The organism is Ruegeria discodermiae (assembly GCF_030758345.1).
Taxonomy (GTDB): Bacteria; Pseudomonadota; Alphaproteobacteria; order Rhodobacterales; family Rhodobacteraceae; genus Ruegeria_C.
This window is the reverse complement of the sequence record NZ_JAVAMO010000008.1, coordinates 165,090-184,004: the sequence shown is the minus strand read 5'-3', so window position 1 is coordinate 184,004 and position 18,915 is coordinate 165,090. Positions and strand designations below refer to the sequence as shown.

12 protein-coding genes and 2 pseudogenes are annotated in these 18,915 nt (G+C 57.8%); 3 read left to right on the top strand and 11 right to left on the bottom strand.

Annotated features, from left to right (window positions below; translation table 11 throughout):
* Window positions 1-356 precede the first annotated feature (356 nt).
* Window positions 357-539, bottom strand: coding sequence for a hypothetical protein (locus tag Q5Y75_RS17600; protein ID WP_306199859.1), 183 nt, complete (start codon window positions 537-539; stop codon window positions 357-359).
* A gap of 243 nt (window positions 540-782) precedes the next feature.
* Here Q5Y75_RS17600 and Q5Y75_RS28550 point away from each other — a divergent pair.
* A pseudogene (locus Q5Y75_RS28550) lies at window positions 783-983 on the top strand (sulfatase-like hydrolase/transferase); the annotation flags it as partial.
* A gap of 219 nt (window positions 984-1,202) precedes the next feature.
* Here the strand turns inward: Q5Y75_RS28550 and Q5Y75_RS17595 are convergent.
* The 5 genes and pseudogenes from Q5Y75_RS17595 to Q5Y75_RS17575 form a co-directional block, all read right to left on the bottom strand.
* Window positions 1,203-1,934, bottom strand: coding sequence for a proteasome-type protease (locus Q5Y75_RS17595; RefSeq protein WP_306199855.1), 732 nt, complete (start codon window positions 1,932-1,934; stop codon window positions 1,203-1,205).
* Window positions 1,935-2,207: 273 nt separating this feature from the next.
* Window positions 2,208-5,678, bottom strand: a complete 3,471-nt coding sequence (locus tag Q5Y75_RS17590) for a transglutaminase family protein (protein ID WP_306199852.1) — start codon at window positions 5,676-5,678, stop codon at window positions 2,208-2,210.
* A gap of 233 nt (window positions 5,679-5,911) precedes the next feature.
* Window positions 5,912-6,844: pseudogene (locus Q5Y75_RS17585) on the bottom strand (IS5 family transposase).
* A gap of 65 nt (window positions 6,845-6,909) precedes the next feature.
* Window positions 6,910-7,788 carry an alpha/beta fold hydrolase gene (locus Q5Y75_RS17580; RefSeq protein ID WP_306199849.1) on the bottom strand — a complete coding sequence of 293 codons (879 nt, stop codon included), beginning with the start codon at window positions 7,786-7,788 and terminating at the stop codon, window positions 6,910-6,912.
* Between the two features lie 22 nt (window positions 7,789-7,810).
* Window positions 7,811-8,485: a class I SAM-dependent methyltransferase gene (locus Q5Y75_RS17575; protein ID WP_306199846.1), complete on the bottom strand. Its 675-nt coding sequence runs from the start codon at window positions 8,483-8,485 to the stop codon at window positions 7,811-7,813.
* Between the two features lie 158 nt (window positions 8,486-8,643).
* Here Q5Y75_RS17575 and Q5Y75_RS17570 point away from each other — a divergent pair, with 158 nt between their 5' ends.
* Window positions 8,644-9,801 carry an alpha/beta hydrolase gene (locus Q5Y75_RS17570; RefSeq protein WP_306199843.1) on the top strand — a complete coding sequence of 386 codons (1,158 nt, stop codon included), beginning with the start codon at window positions 8,644-8,646 and terminating at the stop codon, window positions 9,799-9,801.
* Window positions 9,802-9,962: 161 nt separating this feature from the next.
* On the opposite strand, the gene Q5Y75_RS17565 is transcribed toward Q5Y75_RS17570, so the two are convergent.
* The 4 genes from Q5Y75_RS17565 to Q5Y75_RS17550 all read right to left on the bottom strand — a co-directional run bounded on the left by Q5Y75_RS17565 (window position 9,963) and on the right by Q5Y75_RS17550 (window position 13,886).
* Window positions 9,963-10,244 (bottom strand): HlyU family transcriptional regulator, encoded by a 282-nt coding sequence (locus tag Q5Y75_RS17565; RefSeq protein ID WP_306199840.1) that lies wholly within the window; start codon window positions 10,242-10,244, stop codon window positions 9,963-9,965.
* Window positions 10,245-10,586: 342 nt separating this feature from the next.
* Window positions 10,587-11,678, bottom strand: a complete 1,092-nt coding sequence (locus tag Q5Y75_RS17560; protein WP_306199837.1) for a hypothetical protein — start codon at window positions 11,676-11,678, stop codon at window positions 10,587-10,589.
* Between the two features lie 4 nt (window positions 11,679-11,682).
* Window positions 11,683-12,279: a 5-bromo-4-chloroindolyl phosphate hydrolysis family protein gene (locus Q5Y75_RS17555; protein WP_306199834.1), complete on the bottom strand. Its 597-nt coding sequence runs from the start codon at window positions 12,277-12,279 to the stop codon at window positions 11,683-11,685.
* Window positions 12,279-13,886 (bottom strand): vWA domain-containing protein, encoded by a 1,608-nt coding sequence (locus Q5Y75_RS17550; protein ID WP_306199832.1) that lies wholly within the window; start codon window positions 13,884-13,886, stop codon window positions 12,279-12,281. The genes Q5Y75_RS17555 and Q5Y75_RS17550 overlap by 1 nt, the downstream gene beginning before the upstream one ends.
* Before the next feature lie 547 nt (window positions 13,887-14,433).
* Between Q5Y75_RS17550 and Q5Y75_RS17545 the strand changes: the two genes are divergently transcribed.
* A complete protein-coding gene (locus Q5Y75_RS17545; protein ID WP_306199830.1) occupies window positions 14,434-16,659 on the top strand; it encodes a tetratricopeptide repeat protein in 2,226 nt (741 codons plus the stop codon).
* A 186-nt stretch (window positions 16,660-16,845) separates the two neighbouring features.
* Here the strand turns inward: Q5Y75_RS17545 and Q5Y75_RS17540 are convergent, their stop codons facing one another.
* The gene (locus Q5Y75_RS17540; RefSeq protein ID WP_306199827.1) at window positions 16,846-18,849 is read right to left on the bottom strand and encodes a hypothetical protein; all 2,004 of its coding nucleotides are present in this window, start codon (window positions 18,847-18,849) and stop codon (window positions 16,846-16,848) included.
* Between the last annotated feature and the right edge of the window lie 66 nt (window positions 18,850-18,915).

Below are 18,915 nucleotides of genomic sequence, written 5' to 3'. Positions count from 1 at the left end.
GAAACTCCGAAACTGCCGGGCAAAACCGCTCCTCTCTGCGCTTTGGGATACTGCGTTCAAAAGTTAACCACTCACTAACATGTCAGTCAACCTGCGGGAGTCAATTCGCTCGTGCAGATTGGTTTTGATGTAGAAAAAAGCGCGAAACAGGCGGTCACGCTGGCAAGCTCAAAGGCCGCATTCCGATTGCGCTATGCCAGCCGGGTCGGAGCAGTGGTCAAAAGACCACCGGATGGAACCATATGCCAGAGAGAAACCTCAAAGAATAGCGCGGGGGCCGAAGCTCTCCCGGGAATACAGCGCAGACCGGTTTGCCTCGGCTTATCAAGCGATTCGCGCGTCGGTAATTTTTCACGTCAGCAGCAGCGACGCTTGATGGCTTCGCGCAGGTCATAGCCATCGCAGGATAACTGCGCCCAGTCGATAGGATACTCTTTGGTTGAGCGCGGGTCAGCGACAAAGCCACCTATTCCATGAAACACGATTTGCATGGATCGCGGAGGCCCGCGCAGGTGCATTGAGCGCGTGCTGTCTGACATCAGCACCTGTGGTCCTGATTAGGGGATTTGCATAACGGAAGGTTTGTGGCTCATCTGAACCGTCAATGAGTGAAGATGAGACGGAAAGCTGGAACCGATAAGCCGACGGTCGAATGGGTCTTCAAAGATATCCGCCGCAAGGCGCGCAAGCATCATTCGGCGGAAGAGAAGATTCGCATCGTACTGGACCCGGTTTTCCATAACCTTTTTGAGGACGCAGCGCCCGTCGTTTGCGAAACACATATGGACCCCCAAAACCTCATTGTAATCATGGCCAACGAGCACAACCGCAAGCATCCGGGGTGCTATGGGGACCCGATTGTTCAGACACCCAATATCGACCGGCTGGCGGACAAAGGCACACGGTTTCTGAACGCCTACGCCTATACGCCCAGCCGCCTCTGCGTTCCAGCGCAGTCGAGTTTTGCCACTGGTCGCCGGTGCACGAGATCGGGGCCTGGGATAATGCCCGTGCTTTTGCCGGACAGCGCGAAAGCTGGCACCATCGCCAACGCGAAACCACCAGTAGGATCAAACCACATCAAGGCGCAATATGCCGGCCAAAGTTTGCGACAAAGCCATTCGATCGACACCAGGGTTCGCGACGAATCCCGCCATTGGTGCCTACGTCAAACAGAGTGGCGTAATAAGGGCCACGTCCGCCTAGACCGTGTACTGGAACATGTCACTGAACGCATTGCGCAACGCGTTCGACCAAGCGTCAGAGAGCGCCAGATAATTCTGGTCATGCTCCTCAATCCGGCGGTTTTGAGAAAACTGCAGCTCGTCCCTGACAATCACCGACAGGTCCAGCGGCATTCCCACCGACAGGTTTGAGCGTAGCGTCGAATCCATCGAGAGCAAAGCAGCCGTGACACAGAAATTCAACGGCGTATCGACGCCGATCACCCGGTCCAGAATGGGCTTGCCATATTTATGCTCTCCGTTCTGAAAATAAGGGGTGTCCAGGCCTGCTTCGATGAAATTGCCTGCGGAATAGACTTGAAACAAGCGCATATCGCCGCCCGCACGTTGCCCGCCCACAATGATAGAAGAAACTGTGCTTTCCCCCATCTGAGAGATATTTGCGCCATATCGGTTCTGAATCACGCGCATTGCGTCGCCCACAATCTCGGCCACGCGAAAAAGGGAATCAGCGTTCAGAATCGTGTCGATTCCATCCTGCGGGTTGTCGATGTTTTCCTGCAAGAGGCTAATCACCGCCTGCGTGATGGACAGATTGCCCGAGGTCATCATGGTGATCACCCGATTTCCCGGAACCTCCCAAGTGAACATCTTCTTGTATTTCGAGATGTTATCCACGCCCGCATTGGTGCGGGTATCGGACAGGAACACCATTCCGGCGTTTGTTTTTATTGCGACGCAATAGGTCATCGACATTCTCTTGTATTCACTCTCACGGCCGGACGCCGTCCCTCAGTCTAGTGGCTTCTATCACCCGAGTTTTGCGGTGCCGAGACGTTATTGCGAATGTTCTTCAGAAAGTGTCACCGGTCGATCACCAAAGCCAAGCGCCTGTCCCCCGCTGCGGGCGTGTCGCAAACTCTGGCGGGCATGTTGCACCTTGGTTTGATCCTACAAATCCGACAGCTCGTCAAACCCGGGCACAGATCATCGTGAAGCCGAGGGTCTCTGCAAGAGATCCGGTCAGACAAACCTCAGATCAAGCGTTGCCTTGTTCCAAAGGTTGTCCCGAGGTTTCACAGGATCGAAGCGGAACGGCGTGTGCTGGCCTTGCTGGAACCGCACGCGGCGACGGCCTTCGGCCTCCAGATCGTTGACCGGGCGCGTTTCATGAGCGCGCCCGCCCTCATGCGCCACCAGGTATTTAAGCCCGCCGACCGAGCGCCCGGCGACCCGGTCATAGACGTCAAACACCAGCGGCGCATGGGCCGGGATCGTTGGGTGCAGCGACGACCAGGGCTGCCAGCTGCGGAACCTGATACCGGCCACATAGGTATCGGGGCCAACCTTCTGCAATGGTATCTCGACCTGATTGCAGGTGATCACGAAGCGATCCCCCAGAATGCCCTCAACCTTCAGCTCGACCCTTTCCAGCGAGCTGTCCACATAGCGCGAGGTGCCGCCGCCCGTGGCTTCTTCGCCCAGCACCAGCCAGGGTTCGATGCCGTTGCCCAGGGTCAGTTTCAGGCCCTCGACCTGTGTATGCCCGACTTCGCCAAACCGCATCTCGTATTGCGCATCGTACCAGTCGGAGCGGAAGGGGAACCCGTGCGCCTGACTGAGGTCTGACAGGACCTGATCGAAATCAGCGCGGCAATAATGGGGCAGCAGGAACTTATCGTGCAAGTCACTGCCCCAGTGAATCAGCGGTTCGGTATAGGGTGTGTCCCAGAACCACGCCAGCAGGGCGCGCATCACCAGCGATTGCGCCATGCTCATCTGCCAGTGCGGCGGCATCTCGAAGCCGCGGAACTCGACCAGACCCAGCCGCCCGGTGGGACCATCAGGCGAATACATCTTGTCGATGCAAATCTCGGCGCGGTGGGTGTTGCCGGTCAGGTCGGTCAACAGATGGCGCAGGATGCGGTCGGCCAGCCACGGGAAGGCCTGACCGCTGCTTTGCATCCGGCTGAGCTCGCTCAGCGCGATCTCCATCTCATAGACCTTGTCGGGTAGACCCTCGTCAAAGCGGGGGGCCTGACTGGTGGGGCCGATGAACGTGCCCGAGAACAGGTAAGAGAGCGACGGGTGCCGCTGCCAATACCGGACGATCGAGCCAACCAGATCGGGCCGCCGCAGGAAGGGGCTGTCGGCGGGAGTGGCTCCGCCCACAACGATATGGTTGCCGCCGCCCGAGCCGGTCAGCCGTCCGTCAACCATGAAGGTGAAACTGTCCAGCCCGCATTGGCGCGCCTCTTCATAGAGCGCCTCGTTGATTTCCTTGAGGCCCTGCCAGCCGGTTGCGGGGTGAATGTTCACCTCGATCACACCCGGGTCGGGGGTCACGCGGATCACATTGAAATTGCCGTCGCGCGGGGGTTCGTAACCTTCGATCCGCACGGGCAGCTGCATCTCGGCGGCGGTTTCCTCGACGGCTTCGACCAGATCGAGATATTCGTCGGACGAGCCCGTGGGTGGCATGAACACATGCAGAATGCCATCGCGTGGCTCGACCACCATAGCGGTGCGGACGGGCGTGCCCTCGACCCAATAGCTGTATTCACCGGTCAGCCAGTCATCCGAGCTTTCGATGTCGCGCAGCCAGACCTCTTCGCCCTGATCCTGCGCCGGGCCGGGGGCTGCGTTCTTGCGCCGCTGGCGGATGTGCTTGACCGGTGGCGGTTGGGTCGTGCCGGTGCCCGGACCATATCCGGGCCCGTAAAACGGCGTGGTCCAGAATTCTTCGGTCTCGTATTCGGTTTCCGGCTCTTCTCCACGCCGAAGCAACTTGCGTGGCGGCAGCGCGCGTTTGCGGCGCAGCATCGTGTCGCGGAAATACTGTTTGAATTCTTCGCTTTTGGTCAGCGAATTCAGCGGCAGGCGATAGCCCGCTGCGCTATCGCCGGGCAATAGGAATAGCTTGTCGCGCCGCGTGCCCCAGATATCCGAGGCCCAGCGGAACCGGCGCCGGGCGCTGGCTTTTGCCTGTGCCAGCTGAATCGGGATCACATAGCTGACCGGGTTGGTCAGCCCATTGTTCATCATCCGCACCAGACGCGCACGTTCCTGTGGGTCGTCCAACTGGCTGTCCTCAACTGTCACGTTGTCGGGCAACATCGCCTCTTTGCCCATGAAGTGCATCGGGTCTTCGAAAACCGGATGGGCCAGCGCGTCCTCTCCCAACTCCAGCGCTGCGACCAGTTTTTCCGAGAATACTTCGGCGGTTTCGTGGGTCGAATGCCCGGTGTTTTCGCGCGCCAGAAGATCCGCATCCGACCACATAGGTAGCCCGTCGCCCCGCCAGATCAGGGAATAGGCCCAGCGGGGCAGCGGCTCACCCGGATACCATTTGCCCTGCCCGTGATGCAGCACCCCATGCGGGGCAAACCGGTCACGCAAGCGGCGTATCAGCTGATCGGCATAGGTGCGTTTGGTGGGGCCGACGGCCTCGGTCGTCCATTCCTCGCCATCGCGGTCAATGGCCGAGACAAAGGTAGGCTCGCCGCCCATCGTCAGGCGCATGTCCTGGGCCTGTATCTTGTCCTCGACCGCCTGTCCGGCGCGGTCGATCTCGGCCCATTGCTCGGGGGTCAGGGGACGGGTGACGCGCGGGGGTTCATCAATGCGTTTAACCGACATCTCAAAGCTGAAGGTCACCTCGGCAAAACCATGCGCCCCGGTGATCGCCGCAGCCGAGCTGGGCTCGGGTGTGGCGGCCAGCGGGATATGTCCTTCGCCCGCAAAGAGCCCCGAGGTCGGGTCCATCCCCACCCAGCCCGCGCCGGGCAGGTAGACCTCGCACCAGGCATGCAGGTCGGTGAAGTCATCCTCGGGTCCTGCCGGGCCTTCGATCGGTTTTTGATCGGCGGTCAGCTGGATCAGGTAGCCCGATACAAATCGCGCCGCATAGCCAAACTCGCGTAATAGAGCGACCATCAGCCAGGCGCTGTCACGACACGATCCGAGAGCCTTGCGAATAGTGGTCGAGGGGCTTTGCACGCCAGGTTCCAGCCGAATGGTATAGTCAATCCGGTTGGCCAGAAAGCCGTTTACTGCCACCAGCCAATCATTCGTGGTCCCTTTCTGCTCGGGGATCTCGGCGGCGAAATCCTTGAACCTCTTGCCGCGCCCTACCTTTTTCAGATAGGGCCGCAGATCCTTTTTCTGCTCGGGCGTGTAGTCAAAGGGTACGTCCTGACAGTCTTCCTCAAGGAAAAAGTCGAACGGGTTGATCGCCACCATGTCCGCCACAAGGTCCACCGTGACCGAAAACTTGCGCGCCGGTTTAGGAAAGACCAGACGCGCGTGCCAGTTGGCATAGGCGTCCTGCTGCCAGTTCAGAAAATGCTCCTCGGGTTCGATCCGCAGACTGTAGCTTTTGATCGGGGTGCGGCTGTGTGGCGCCGGGCGCAACCGAACCACATGCGGGGCCAGAGTGACGGGCCGGTCATATTCATAGGTTGTGCGGTGGCTAAGAGCGACGCTTATCGACATGAGATTTTGCCATTTTCTTTGCAGAGCCCGTTAAAGTCGGGGCAATGCTACTTGGGATTTCTGTCTTTGGTTTCGGCTTCCTGTTTGCAGATTAGAAGGGAATAGGGTCAACCGCTACGTAATTTAAGAAGCGCATATGTACGACAAGGTTTTCGAAAAGATAAAAAATGGTGCAGATCGACTTTGTTGCACAAATCTGTGTTTGAAGGGAGAACCTCTTTCCCTGGTCGGACTTATCCTACGGGCTCAATGACGGGTATACCACGAGCGATGTAGCGTTTGAGCACAGCGATCCGGACCTGAAGCTCTGCGACCTGCCGGTCGAAGTCCTTCGCCATGAGGCCTTGGCCGAGTAATTTCACGCAGTGCATCTTTGTCTCTGCGCGGCTCCGGCGGTGATATCCGGTCAGGTTTCGCCAGAGTGCCCGGCCAAGACATTTGCAGGCTCTCACGGCTTCGTTTCGCGCGATGGCACCCGCCGTGGTTGGCTTCCAGGATTGGGCGTTTTTGCGCGGAGGGATGATGGCGGTGGCTCCCCGAGCGGCGATCACATTGTGACATCTTCGAGTATCATAGGCGCCATCAGCAGTGACGGTGGCAATCTCTTGGTCGGGTGGGATCTGTTCCAGAAGGTCAGGCAGCATAGGGGCATCGCCGACATTGCTGGTCGTGACGCCGACTGCGCGGATTTCCAGTGTTTGCTCGTCAATACCGAGGTGAAGCTAGCGTCACAGGCGTTTCTTGCTCCCGCCATGCTTGCGTGCGTTCCACTCGCCTTCACCCTCGGCTTTGATCCCTATCGCATCGATCAGCAGATGAAGCGGCCCCGCCCCTCCGCGGTAAGGGATGGAGACATTCAACGTCTTCTGTCGGCGACACAGAGTGCTGAAATCTGGGACTTTCCAGTCAAGCCCGGCCAGCCGCAACAGGCTTTCGACGAACCCAGTCGTCTGCCGAAGAGGCATGCCAAAAAGCACCTTCATCGTGAGGCAAACTTGGATTGCAGCATCGCTGAACTCAGGCTGACGACCGCGCTTGCCTGTCGGACGCACATGCCAAGGCATCTCAGGATCAAACCAGATCGATAGTGAACCGCGCTGCTTCAACGCCGTGTTGTACGAAAGCCAGTTCCTGGTCTTGTACTTCGTAGGGGACCAACTGCTCATGCCGAGCAGCTAGCCCTCTGAATTCAAACAGTGAATCCCTCACTGCATTTGCGCAACAAAGCCTATCAAAGGGTGCTGCTTCCAATTGGAACGTCCAACCCGAGTGTTTCTGGGCAAACAGGCTCAGTTTTGGAACCCAGATGAAGCACCCCGTCCAGCCAGCGCAGGAACGCCATTGGGTCTTTTGCTGGCCAGATGTGATCGGCTCCGTGTATTGCATGACCGTGCACGTGCGTGAGACGGGCGGCGGCCTTGCTTGGGATTGTCCAGAGATCCCCTGACTGTTCACCCCACGCCACGTGAACCGGCATCGCCAGCGTTTCAAGTTCAGCAGCTGTCACCGAAGCAAAGCGCTGCTTGGCGCTGAGCAAGGGGATCAGCGTATGCGCATTGTCCAAACAGATCTGGCGCAGGTCCGGCGGGAGTTTCCCGAATGTGCCAGACCCGCCCACAGCACCGATAAAGGCCTTCAACACTCCGGTCCCGTCGCCCGCTGCGGCAGCCTCTGTGACGGGAAAAAAGGTTTCCTGCATGCTCAATTGATGCATTGCTATATCCAGGGGTTCGCTGACAAGGCTTGTTGAGCTGGGCTCATAAGCCGCAACACCCGTGATCAGGTCAGGCCTGTCGACGCTCAGGCGCAGGGCAACATTTGCGCCATAGGACCAGCCCACAACAAAGACCGGGCCGCAATCAAGACCTTCAATAATGGTGGCAAGATCACCTGCATGGGTTTTCTCGCTGAACTCCAGCGTGGTCGCCGGCCATTGGGATCGTCCGAACCACCGTAGAGTCGGCGCGATGCATCTGTGCCGCTGCGAAAGGTCCTGTATGTGAGGCACCCAGATCCGGTGATCGCAGGCCGCGCCGTGGACGAACAATATGGGTGCTCCGGTCCCGCGATCGATGCAGGGGAAGTAATCGGCTGATATATGCATAGTCATGAAACTCACTCCGGTTAGGGGATTAGATAGACAGATGAAGATCGGGACCGGTCGCGCAGCGGTCAGGGCGCTCGCCGCGTTTCAGGGGCCGCGCCTGTCCGGTTGTTTGCCATGCAATTGGAAACGGGACGCCGCCCAGCTTGAAGGTGTCTGCATCGACACAAAACTTCGCGCAGCGCAATGCGGTGGCCGCGCGGCGGTTCAACTGACACCCCCCAAGCAGCACGGCCCAGGGCCGTTGAACGATATCCTGAACGCGGGAAATCCAGGGCGTCGGCGCGCTGACATGCTCACAAAACAGCACCTCGCCATCGGCACGCAGCACACGCCGCACCTCGTTCAACACCGCTGAAACATCCTGAACCGTGCAAAGCGTATAGGTCAGCACCACTGTGTCGATGCAGCCATCTGCAAGTGGTATATCCTCGCCGAAGCCCTGAACCAGTTCGACTGGAATGTTTGACTGATCAGCCAGTTTCCGTGCCATCTCCAGGCTGCTCTGGCAGGGGTCCAATCCAATGAGTTTGGTGACGCGGCCCGCATCATAAAGCGGAATGTTCAGCCCCGTGCCGATGCCCAAATCCAAAACGACGCCTTGCGCCTTGGGAACGATGCGTTTGCGTTGCCCTTCAAAGGCGCGACCACCACAGCCACAATCGACAATTCGGGGAAGGATATGTTTATTGTACAAAGACATGGTCTTTCTCTCTGCTAGGTGACGATGCAGAAACCATGTCTGGGTTTGGCGTAAGGCACTTGGCGGAGGTCTGGAGAAGCAATGAAGAAACGCTGGATTTTCCGGTCTCCTGAATGCTTTGCGCAGGCCACCTGGCAGATCTCAGGGGTTGGAAGCTCGTGATCTACACATTTTCCGATTGCGTTCTGAACCTCGACCGCCGCACGCTGCTGCGCGAAGGGGTCGCGCAGCATATCGAACCTCAGGTCTTTGATCTTTTGGTTCTTTTGGTTCAGGCCGAAGGGCGGACCGTCACCAAAGACGAGATCATCGCGCAGATCTGGGATGGAAGGGCGATCTCGGACGATGCAATTACCAGCCGGATCAAAAGCGCGCGAAAGGCCATCGGCGACGATGGTCGTTCGCAGCGATTTATTCGCACGCTACCGAAGATCGGGTATCGCTTTGACGGACACGTGGATGCGCCATCCGGCGATCCTCAGCAACCCGCGCCCAACCCCGGCGATGAAACAAGCGCGCCCGAGATCGGCTATGTGACGGATCGAAAAGGCCGCTCTATCGGATATGCGGTTCACGGCGACGGCCCGCTGCTCATAGTCCCTCCGTTTTGGGTTACCGCGTCTGATCTGTGGCATGATTATCCGGATATTCAGGAGTTCTTTCTGACCCTGGGCAAAGGGTTGCGGATATTGCGCTATGACCGGCCGGGCTCGGGCCTCAGTCGCGATGCTTATCCAAACGAGACGCTCGAGGACGAGGTCGCGCTGCTCGAGGACATGGTTGCGGCGTTTCGCGCCGATAGTTTTTCACTTCTGGCGATCTCGGCGGCGGGGCCTGTGGCCATCCGATACGCGGTGGCGCACCCCAAAAAGGTTGATCGCATTTGCTTCTATGGTGCCTATGGCTCGGGCGAGGACTTGGCACCTCCAGAATCGCAAGCCATGCTGCTGGCGCTGATCCGCCAGCATTGGGGCGTCGGATCGCGCGCCCTTGCGGATATCTTCGTCCCCTCGGCAGATGCGGAAGACAGGCGTCGTTTTGCGGCCCAACAGCGCGCCGCTGCGGATTCTGAACAGGCCGCCGCAATGCTCGAACTGAGTTGGCAGATCGATGCCAAACTCGACACACCCAAAGTCGATGTCCCCACCCTTGTGCTGCATCGTCAAGAGGATCGCGCCGTTCCAGTTGATCACGGACAGTGGTTGGCACGTTCGATCCCAGGAGCCCGGCTGCAGCTTTTTCCCGGAGATGCGCATGCACCATGGTTTGGGCCGATAGATGTTGCGCTACAGGCCAATTCATTTTTGCTTGGATAGCCATCCGCTTTCTGAGGGCGACCCAATGCGGTCACGCGACACGCTGCTGCCATTCTGCGGTCGTATCCCACAAAATCGCTATTCGCTGCACGAGCAAAGCCGGGGGTCGCTGGCCAGACGTCATTCACGTGGCAATCGCCGATTGCGGAGCGGGCGAAAAGCTATCGGTTTCCTGAATCGAAAATGCGTTCGCCCTGCTCGTCAATCACCTGCTTCGCCTTGGCGATGCTGAAGCTTTCGGCCTCATCCCGACTGTCAAAGACATCCGCCCGGATCACCGCATGGGTCTTGCGATCTCCGTCGATTGTCTTTTCGATACGGGCCGACAGGCGGTATTTGCCACCCTCGGCGATCAGGTTGGGGAAGATCTCGAACCCTTTGTACGGGATCGGCTCCGGCTCCGACTTTTTGCCGCCACCAAAGAGCTTTGAGAAGAGGGACATGGGCGGCTCCTTTCAGTGTTGCTCGGATCGGAGACTAGCGCTGCTCCGGGCCGGGTTGAAGTGCGTTGTGCGGTCAATTCACCGATTCCTCGATCCAATAGCACTTCTGAACGTCCCGACCCGCGACGAAGGACCGGACCCCAGCAAAGGCGTTGTCGGACATGGGGACCTCGATTGCGTGCGAGCCAACGCGAACAAGCGTTCTCGCTTCCGTCCTTTTTTGGGTTCACTGTCGACCTCAATGCAAGCGCAGCATCCGACGCTCAGGAGCAGAAATTCCTGCCATCGCTCCAATTTGAAATTGATAGGCTTTGGCGACAATGCACAGTCACGCGCTCCGCACTATTTTCTAACGACCTCGACGATACGTTCCATAACTGAGGCCGAAGGCATTGGAACCACTAGGTTAACTGTCTCCGGAAGGGTGGTCACCCCAATGTCGGCCGGATCATTCTCGACACCAATGAGACCGGTTCTAAACCCATGTTTCGACCAGGCGATCTCTTGCAACTCAGGGTCGACAAGAGCGTCAGACAGACGCTGACAGCTTTCTGTGAGAGAGATGAGGGGATGAGATGCAAACACCGTGGGTTCGGGGTAGATCACCCGAACACGGGCTGAAATGTCGTCCGCCAGTTGTGCGTTTTCGGCCAGGAACTCGACCATTTGGTTTTCATAGCCAACAATCATAGGCCTGGCGCCCATGCCCTGCTTGAGGAAGTTCTGGAAGATGTCCCCGGAACTTGCCTCCATATGCCCCATCGCATCAAAGTAACGGCCCAGATCGGGCAAAACCGTTGGCAAATCGGAGACCGTTGGCGGGGTCCCTTCATTCAGGATCGTGGCCAGAAGCCCGGCCCAGATATTGCCCGAGTTCGATTTTGCAGGATTCGTGGAAAAGATCTTGAACGGGCCGTAAATCTCAAGCCCGAGATCTTCTTTCCATCTCGCCCCTTCGTTGATGAGTTCACCGATACGCCCCACATCCGCGGTCAGAAAACCGTCATTTCGCTTGGTGACGACACCGTTGGTTACAAGCGCATCCGCGACATCCGCCCAGGCATAGAAGACAACCGGCGAGTTGAAGATCGTTTCATCCGCCAGCACAGTCCGTCCGCTTTGCCGGGCCAGTTCCACGGCGACCATATTCGACGGCCAAAGACAATCCCGCCCGGCGACCGGCAGCGTCGTGACCATCTCAATCGAACCGGCCTTGGTTGCATTAAGCGTGATCTTGTGACGATCCTCGAGAATGCGGATAACGTCCGGGTCGCGCAGCAGTTCCGACTTTTCGCCACCATAGAAGATCGACACATCAATTGGCGTCCGGCGATCCACAGATCGGGTCAGTGCGGACAGATCGAACTGGGAATACAGCAATGCTCCTCCTGCCACTATTGTCAGGATCAGGAGCCCAAGAAAGCTGCGATTCATTCGCTCAACCTCGTTTCATCTGTGCCGCCAGCGCTTCGACTTGTGTCTCCAGCGCCAGAAAATCGTTTTCAAGACAGGCAGTATCGATCCGTTCAAGCGCCGGAACAAAGGCCCGGATACGCTCCGAAAGCGGGGCCAAGCGATCTTCGTGGCGCCCGCGCGACTTTTCGGCGAGATCGGCGTAGCGCTCAACCGTTTCGACCATATTCTCAAGATATGAGGTGATAAAGCGCCTGGCGCGTCGATAGTCTTCCGGGTCTGAGATCACCTGATTTCGGATCGACTCGACATGCGCCGAAATGGCGTTGACGATGCTTTGGTCGGCGTCCGGCAGCCGCGGTGCCGTTTTCGCAAGCCGCTCGGAGGCGCGCGACATGATCCGCCCGGCCTCGCGAATGTCGGCCTCGGAGGTCCTGGGCGAGACCAACAGCTCGCTAAAATTTGGCTTCTGGCGGATCACAAGCAGCATCGCGCCAAAAACAAGCAACGCGCCTGCCAGCGCGACCCACCAGATCAAAACTAATCCGAAAAATAGACACAGGAATGCTGCGGCAGATGTCACGCCTGCCACGATCTGCCTGACCCCGTCCCGCATCCGCATCAGTTATATCCCTTGGCGGATCTGAGCGACTTCGCGAGGTCATCTCCGGCGGTGAACATCCGGCCGATGGTGGCATCGCTCAGTTCGTTCAACTGCGCGGTATCCGCATTGCCAAACGCGATCGAGTGGATGGGCACGTCCAGTCCAAAGCCGCTTTGTTGCAAGGCTCGAAGCATCGCAGGACGATTCACTGTCTCCGAGGCGCCATCCGTCATCGCAACGATGGCAGGGAGGTAATCGAACAAAGTTCCGTCTTCGGCATAGGGCCGCAATTCCTTAAGCGCCGCGACAACCGCCATGTACAAATCCGTACCGCCATCCGCAGCCAGCCTGTCAACGTAGCGCGAGGCTTCCGACAGATCGCTAGGTTTGGAGCCACTGACCATGAGCGGTGCACCGGGTTTGTGGTTGAACGGCAGAATAATGGTCACATCGCGGCTCGAAGGCTGAAGCAGATTGACCGCTGACGCGTCGGGATCAAGTAGCAGGCCCATAGCGGTTTTGAGCTCGGCCAGCGGTTCTCCCTCCATCGAGCCAGAGACATCTAGCACCCATACCGTCAGCGAGGGTTTTCTGAGCTCTGTCTGATAGAGCGTCAGGGCCTCGCCGATGACAGCGCTTGCCGGGGCGGGCACAGGGGCGATGGACCGTTCCAGATCGACCCCCCACTCTTTTCTCCAGACTGCAGGGTCTGCCCGATCGGCAGACAAGCCAAGCAATCCGGCACGCCGACCGAGGGCAAGCAACGTGTCCTGAACATCGCCGGACAAGAGATGTTCCTGCAATTTCAGGAACGCCTCTTCCTTCGCCGCGTCACCCTTATTGATATAGCCCAGCGGGCTGTCCGCCACCGAAAGCCCATTTGTCGGATAGATGATGTAAAGCGGCTCCTGGCCGACCTCTTCGAGGGCCTGATTGGCCTCAATCATCAGCGCCTCATAGTTGAACATTGCATCGAACCGGACGGGGTTTTCGACAAGGCTATCCTTTAGCCAGCCGGACGAGCCGGAAGACCGGTCGATCTGCGCTAGCAGATCTCGCACGCGCTCCTGAACCTCGGGGTCGGCAAGATGTTCGGCGGTCAGCACATCTGGATTGCCAGACAGGGCATAAAGAAAACCCAGATAGGCCGAGGCCCCGGAATTGGATTGCGTGGCCGAGGTCATCGCCAGGCGAAACACATCTGATCGCGCGGCCGCCTGTATCTCTTCGACAGTGATATCCTTTCGACCTATCCAGCCCAGATCGGTAGCAATGCTTTTCTTGATGCCCAGCACAACAGGCGATCTGAGAATGGACGTGTCGTGTTTGACAAGCTTAGAAGTGTCACCCAACTCGATCCAAAGCGAACTCGCAGGCCAGACCGCGTCAAATTCGGAGTTACCTCCTTCGCTGAGCGCGCGCGCGATGTCCACCGATCCGAGATAGGATACATCGACCAGAACACCATTGTCGGCACCCCAGTCCCGCACAATCGGCTCAAGTGCCTTGTTTTCCGAACCTGAGACGATGTGAAGCGTCGTCTTGGGACCGCTTGACCGGCCGACCAGCAGTATGGCGCCCACCACCAGAACTAACGCGACCGCAACCAGAAAGAACCGCTTCATTCGTACCTCAACTTCCAACCACCCGCACAAATACGGGCTCAGAAATGGCGTCTTATCAAGGGAACCGCAACACGAAGTGGCTCTAATTCCCGTTCCAGTTGCAACTTGACGTCACATTGTCACGCAGCCGTTACAAAGGTGCCCGCGAAGTTGATTTTGCGAAAGCACTTCTAACTGGAGCTTTGTCTGACCTGGCGGACCTCGCGCAGGATGTGCTGCGGGTTCCAAGCCGTCAGTTGATCGCTCTGCGCAACCAGCTGCGATGGTAGGAACTTACGATGCGACAACAGGCGCGCCGAAGTCGTGCAACCCAGGTGATGCAGACAATTCCGGGCACAGGTCCGGTGATAGGCTCGGGACATTCGTTCCGCAGTGACAGTGAGTTTGCGGTCTGGCCTGGGCTTAAACAACGCAACCATTCCAGTGGCGGCAAAGCTGACATTGGCTTTTTCGGCTAGGACAATTCAGCGCCCTAGTGACGGCTAACGAATTTCTGTGTTTATTATGTGGACCAATTTCGAAAGTTCGAGAATTGCTCGGGGAAGAAATGCAGGGAGCACACGGAAACAGAAGGCTAGCTGCGATCGCTGCAATCGATATGGTCGCTTATAGTCGGTTGGTCGAACAAAACGAAGCAGACACTCTCGCCCGACAGAAGGTCATTCAGAAAGAAGTGATCGAGCCTCTGGCGTTGGAATTTAGCGGCCGGATCGTCAAAACCACCGGCGATGGAGCATTAATCGAATTTGATAGCGCCGTTAACGCGGTGACATGGGCCGCCGCATTTCAACGTCGTGTTGACTGTCTCGAGGCCGACAGCGAAAAACACAAACGCATTGCTTACCGCGTTGGCGTCAACGCCGACGAAGTTGTTGTCGACGACGACGATATTTTTGGGGACGGCGTTAACTTGGCTGCCCGGCTAGAAGCTTTGGCTGACCCCGGCGGGATATTGATCTCCGAAGGCGTCCTAAGAAACGTAGAAGGTAAGGTAGAGTTGGGTTTTGCTGATCTTGGTGAGCATTTCGTCAAGAACATTGCACAACCCGTTCGCGCCTATCGCGTACTGCTGGACCAGAACGACGCAGGGAAGTTCGTCCCATTGCCAAAGTCGGCGGCACTCAAACGGAAAAGCAAATTCTTGAGCGCTGCATTTTGCGTTTCAGCTGGCATAGCGTTGCTCGTTTACATCTTTGTTCTTTCAGGTGAAAAAACAGAGGTTTCAGGACTTTTGGTCGTTCCGTTCGAAGCCGAAAGCCCTTCGGATCAAGTGTTCGCTGACGCAGCTACGGAGAACTTGCATCTATCCTTTGAGCGCCTGAAGCAATTGAAGATGACACCCTACAGTGTCGCAAAATCTTATGAGGGGATTGACGTCAACGAAAGTGAAGTGGCCCAGGTTCTGGGCGTGCGGTACGTTTTGGATGGTTCAGCGAAATCGAACAATGGAGAAATTGAACTTCGCGTTCGACTTCGCGATGCATTGGCATCTGGCGACCGCGTGGTTTGGGAGCAGGATTTTCAGGGAGAGGCCCATCAGCTGCTGGGCATGCTCGTAACCGTGAAGCTGAAAGCAGCGGGCGCAATGGAGGCAAAACTCAACGACATCGAGCGGAACATTCTGGAGAGCAGACCAACGCAAAACCCTGCGGCTTACGTGGCATATGCCAATGGCAAGAGGCTTCTTGACAGCAAAGACTTCACGGATATCGCAAAAGCGCTTCCTTTGTTTGATGAGGCGATGTCGATGGACCCGCAGTTCATTGATGCAAAGCTGGGCAGCGCCGAAGCCAATTTCCAGATATGGGAGGGTAGCTTCAACACGATCAAATTCACAATTGATGCTCAAGCAGCATTCTTAGAGTTGATTGAGCAGGTTCTTCAAGGAGATCCGCGCAATCCTGACGCCACAGCTTTGAGGGTTCGCGCTCTGTTAGAGCAACTCAAATCTGACCGTGCCCTTGCTTTGGCGAGGGGCTCTGTTTTTAAGGATCCTACCAATCCCGTGCTCCGCCTTGTTCTCGGCATGTGCCTGACATCCGAAGGAAACTACGAAGATGCAATTGCCGAATTTCAAGAGTATGAGCGTTTGTCGCCAAGGCTAAATTCCGGCGAAAAGGGAGATCTTGCATGGAACTACCTGCGCGCCGGCGACAGCGGGCGAGCGTTGGAGCTTCTGAACAGTATCCCGGAACAAGATTTGCGTGAGCAGCACCATCGAAATCTCGCTGAGGCAAACTTTCGGGAAGGGAATAACGAAGCTGCACAGGCTTACATGGAGTTGTTTCTAAAAAACAATGTCTGGCTCAATCTAAACTGGATGAAGCCGTGGTTTGAAATCTACAAGGACCCGCAGGTTTTTTCCGTGTTCGAAGAAGCCATGCTGGGATCAGGACTCCCAGAGTGGCCTTTCAGCTTTCACGAAGGGCGTGAGGCTGACCGTATCGCTCATGACGAATTGGTTCTTTTGCATTCAGATGCTTTCAACGAAGAACACACTGTTGGTCCGTTCGGCGCGCCTTATTCAGAGGAACGTAATTCAGATGGCACCATCGCAATGAATTTTGACTGGATGAATGGCATACCATTGTCTGGAACATGGAGGATCGTTGGCGATCAGATATGCCGAAACATACCCTCCGTACACCAAGGGCGCGATCTGTGCCATTTCCTCTATCTCGATCCTGAGAAATCAACCGATGACCACCGGTATGTTGCGGCGCCATGGTCGTTCGGCATCGTGAATTCCGTATTCGTCCGAACAGACAAATAACCAAGCCAAGCATGCCCACCTCGCTTTTCCGCTCATGACCTTCCCCCGCGTTAGAGCCCAAAGCGAACGGTGGGGAAAAGGCAAGCGCAGATACCTCTCAATCCAATGCGAGAGCAATCGGTGCCATAGCGCTCGGATGGGCTGTTTTGCTCCGAAGTCGCCTTTTGTTGAAGATTCACGCAACACTCAGGAAAGCGCGGCTAGCTTGCTCTGCACTCGATCCAAGGCAGCTCGAACGTGCTCAGCCTCTGCGCCTGACGCGTCGAGTTTGACCGCGCGTCTGAGATGCGTTTGCGCCCGCTCCAGCAACCCCGCGGTATTTGCTGTCGGCTCAGCTGCTGCACGCATCTCCTCCGATAGGGCAAGATTGCGCAGAAGAGTCATTTCAGCGAGGGGCTGTCCGGTTTCGCGGTAATGCACTGCCGCCTCACCTAGCGCGGACCCGGCCGCGATCAGCAGCGGAGCGATGAGTTCGGCGGGCGCGTTTGTTGCGTGGGTCAGCAACGCGGACCCGAGGGTGCCAGCTGCCATAGCGGCATCCTGAGGCATGTCGCGTTCCCGATAGAACTGCAACGCAAGCTGAAACTCATTGATGGCCTTGTTTCGGCGCGACGGATCGCCAAAAACCGTCGCTTGCCGCTCGATAACGGTCGCGACACCAAAACGGGCGCCCGCCATGTTCATCACATCGCCGATTTCCCCGAACAGCCGTGTGGCCCGGTCCAGCGCCGCGAAGGCTTGATCAAGTGCCTCGGCAAGTCCTCTGCCCTCCAGTTCGTCGGCGAGCAACAGATGGGCATTGCCCAGGTTGTTAAGAGCGCGTGCTTGCGAGGACAGGTCGTCGCCAAAAAGCTCGATCGCCTCACCCGATCCCTTGATCGAGGCGCGCAGCAGATCTGCACGCGCGGGCGGTGCTGAACGCTGCGCTTGTGTCACGCGGACGAGCGAAAGGTGATCGAGCGCAGCGGCGCGCAGATGCCCCTCCGACTCAGACGCTGTGAGCGTGAACGCCGCAGCCGCGCGCCCCAGCAGGTCGTGACCTGTATCACCGGCTGCGAAGCGACCCAGAGAGAGAAGCGAGAGACCCAGCAGGTTCTGCGCCTCGCAGAAGATCGCGCGATCCGTATCGCTATCGACACGCTCCAGGATTGCTTGCGTCAGACGCATGGCCATTTCCGTAACTGGGGCGCCGAAGCGTTCGCCATAGTCATGAAAGGTTCGCGCATAACCAAGACGCCGCCTGAATGGCTCCAGCGGATCGAGCAGGGCAAAGCTGTCGGCGGCGCCCGAAACCAGAGTGAATGCCCGCTCGGGCCGCCCGCGCATGAGAGCGATCCGGGCCTGGGTCTCTATGATCCGGGCGTGGTCCTCGATTGGCTTGCGGAGGGCCTCGGCGCTTGTGTCGCGAGTCGAGGCGAGAAGGCGTTCGGCCTCGTCGAAATCGAGGGCTTCGATCGCTTCTTCGACGGCGGATAGAACATTGTCAATGCGCGGAGCGGTGCCGCGAAGCGCTTCGACCTCCTGTCGCAAGGCGCGGTAGTCCTGGGCTTTTTCGATCAGAAAGCCACGGAGGTCCGAGACAGTCAGCGCTTCGGGCGCGAGTTCACCGAACCGGAGCGCCAGCGCTTCGAGCGTATCGCGCGTCTGAGCCTGAAGGTTGTCGAGCTTCTCGGCGACATCGTCGATCTTTCGCTCGGTACGGTGAGCCATCTGCAGGATCTCGGCCATGAACGCAGGCGTCAGATCGGCCGCGTATTCCGTCGTAGCAAGCAGCGGCTCAAGCGCTGTTTGGGTGATCCGGGTGAACAGCAGGCGCATCTCGTCGCGACGCATCTCGCCGGTTGGATCAGATTCGTCGGTGATTTTCTCCAGCATCGCCTTGGTACAGGCTACGGCATCCATGTCATATGCGACGATTTCCTGTGGCGTAAGCAAACCGGCATCGACCATCTGAGCAAAGAGGACATCCGCATGCATCGGCAAGCCGGACAGGCTCGCAAAGACCCCGCGCGCGGCATCTGTCAACGCGTCGGCCATACGCGCCAGCGAATTCGGAGGACGAGCCGCGACCTTGCGGATGGCATCGTAGACAGCAAGTCCGGATTTCGGGCCGGGCGCCGAAGCGAACCCTCCCATCGCTACAAGCAGACGGACAGCGTTGGCGAGGTTGTCCGTCTGGCGGTTGAACATTGGTCAATCCCTCAAACTACGGAGAAAGTCTGCCATCCCACGGCCTCTTATTGCAACCGGGAAGCG